The sequence below is a fragment of the Bradyrhizobium sp. AUGA SZCCT0283 genome (assembly GCF_018130385.1).
Taxonomy (GTDB): Bacteria; Pseudomonadota; Alphaproteobacteria; order Rhizobiales; family Xanthobacteraceae; genus Bradyrhizobium.
The window spans coordinates 1-2057 of record NZ_JAFCLU010000100.1; the positions used below are offsets into that span (position 1 = coordinate 1).

3 protein-coding genes are annotated in these 2057 nt (G+C 62.1%); 2 read left to right on the top strand and 1 reads right to left on the bottom strand.

Features of this window, described 5'->3' with window-relative positions:
- The first annotated feature begins 251 nt into the window (after positions 1–251).
- Positions 252–1304: an alpha/beta fold hydrolase gene (locus JQ624_RS38240; protein WP_212424017.1), complete on the top strand. Its 1053-nt coding sequence runs from the start codon at positions 252–254 to the stop codon at positions 1302–1304.
- Between the two features lie 260 nt (positions 1305–1564).
- Here the strand turns inward: JQ624_RS38240 and JQ624_RS38245 are convergent, their stop codons facing one another.
- Positions 1565–1828, bottom strand: coding sequence for a hypothetical protein (locus JQ624_RS38245; RefSeq protein WP_212424018.1), 264 nt, complete (start codon positions 1826–1828; stop codon positions 1565–1567).
- 37 nt (positions 1829–1865) lie between these two features.
- On the opposite strand from JQ624_RS38245, the gene JQ624_RS38250 reads away from it, so the two are divergent.
- Positions 1866–2057: hypothetical protein (locus JQ624_RS38250; protein ID WP_212424019.1), on the top strand; the 192-nt coding region annotated here is incomplete at its 3' end.

The window sequence follows — 2057 nt, forward strand, 5'->3', positions numbered from 1 at the left end:
GCGTGCTCCTCGTCTTTGGCGCCCCTTGCCAGCTTCGCTTGCTGGCGGGGCAGGAGCACGGCCGGACCATCCCATTAACGGACATAGCGAACCTTTTTGGCATGCTGTCTGTCCGCGATGCAGGAATGACGGGATGAAATTGATCTAGCTCAAGACAGCAGGGACGAACCGGGCATTCCTAAATGGATCGGTATCCAGGAGGTCAATTCCCGTATGCGGCGTTTGCCGGCCGGGCACAATGGGAGGAACTCATGTCCAAAGCCGAATACTATTCCGAAGCCGAGCATGGACCGCACGAGATCTTCGAACTTGGCGGCTACCCGCTGGAGAGCGGCATCACGCTGCCCAACGCCCGCATCGCCTACAAGACCCACGGCAAGTTGAATGCGGCGAAGGACAACGTGGTGCTGTTCCCGCACATGTGGTCCGGCACGCCGAAGGCGATGGAGATCTTCATCGGCGAGGACCGCCCGCTTGACCCCCGCAAATATTTCATCATCCTGCCGGGCCAGTTCGCCAACGGCTTCTCTTCCTCGCCCAACAATACGCCGCCGCCGTTCAACGGCGGCGCCTTCCCCAACATCACCATCGGCGACGACGTTGTCGCGCAGCATCGGCTGATCACCGAGCGCTACGGCATCCAGCGGCTGGAACTGGTGCTCGGTTGGTCGATGGGCGCCGAGCAGACCTACGAATGGGCGGTGCGCTTCCCGGACATGGTCAAGCGCGCGCTGCCGTTCGCCGGTACCGCCAGGACCACGCCGCACGACTACATCTTCGTCCGCTCGCATGAGGACGCGTTGAAATCCGATCCCGCGTGGAACAACGGATTCTACAAGCACCAGTCCGACGTGCATGTCGGCCTGCGGCGGCATGCGCAGATCTGGTCGGTGATGGGGCTGTGCCAAGATTTCTACAACAAGGAAGCGTGGCGCGAGGTTGGCTTCACGTCGCTGGAGGACTTCCTGCACCGGTTCTGGGAAGCCTATTTCGCGCCGATGGACCCGAACAACCTGATCTGGATGGGCTGGAAATGGCGGCACGGCGATGTCAGCCGCCACACCGGCGGCGACCTTGCCGCGGCACTCGGGCGGATCAAGGCGAAGACCTACGTCGTGCCGTTCTCGCGCGACATGTTCTTCCCCCCCGCCGATTGCGAGGCCGAGCAGAAGCTGATCCCGAACAGCAAGTTCCGCGTGGTTGACAGCCTGTGGGCGCATTTCACGATGTTCTGCATGACCAAATCGGAGCGCGACCAGATTGACGCCTGCATCCGCGACCTGCTGGCCGAGCCGGTCGGGTGACCGCCCGGCCGACAAAGGCTTCGCTGTTTCCAGAGGATACCGTCACCCCCGCGCAGGTGTTTGGTCCCGTAGGATTGGCGAGGGCCTGGAGCGGGGCAAGGTAGCAGGTCTCTGCGGTCCAGCCGAACGACGACAAAGGCATAGAGCAGGTTGAAGCCGATGGTCGGGACAACGAACAGATCCATGGCAGCAATGTCCGGCGCGTGGTTCCGCAGAAAGGTGCGCCATCCCTGACTTGGCGCCCCACGCCGCTTGACCATTTACTTGGCGACGCTCGACTGCGCGCCTTCAAACCCGAGCTTGAGCAATTCGCCGTGGATGCGCGGCGCTCCCCAAAGCGGGTTCTCGATGCTCATCCGCCGGATCAGCGCACGGAGGTCCGTCTCGATCTTGGGGGCGCCCTCCCCGTGGGCGCGATTTCCAACGCCAATAGTAGCGAAAGCCGGCCCGATGCCACCGCAGCACTGGGACTGACCGCCGCATCGCAAGCCGATGAGCCGTTTCGGGTTGTCGGCTGCTGGCACTTTTCCGACCTCGCGCGATGTCCAACTTGAGTCCGGAATGCGCATTAAAGCGGAAGTCCGCCAACCAATTTGGATTTATGGGTTCATGGCCTCCCCGTTCCGGCGCGGCGTGATGCGCCTCACGGTGCGGCGAGGCAGAGGCTTCCATGATGGCATCGGATGTCAGCTATCGGAGGGATGCCATGAATCAGGCAAGGCGATTGAAGTACTTCCTATCCTCCGATTTCAT

Coding starts and splice junctions, on each gene's coding strand:
- JQ624_RS38240 (WP_212424017.1), top strand. CDS start 252: ATGTCCAAAGCCGAATACTATTCCGAAGCCGAGCATGGACCGCACGAG.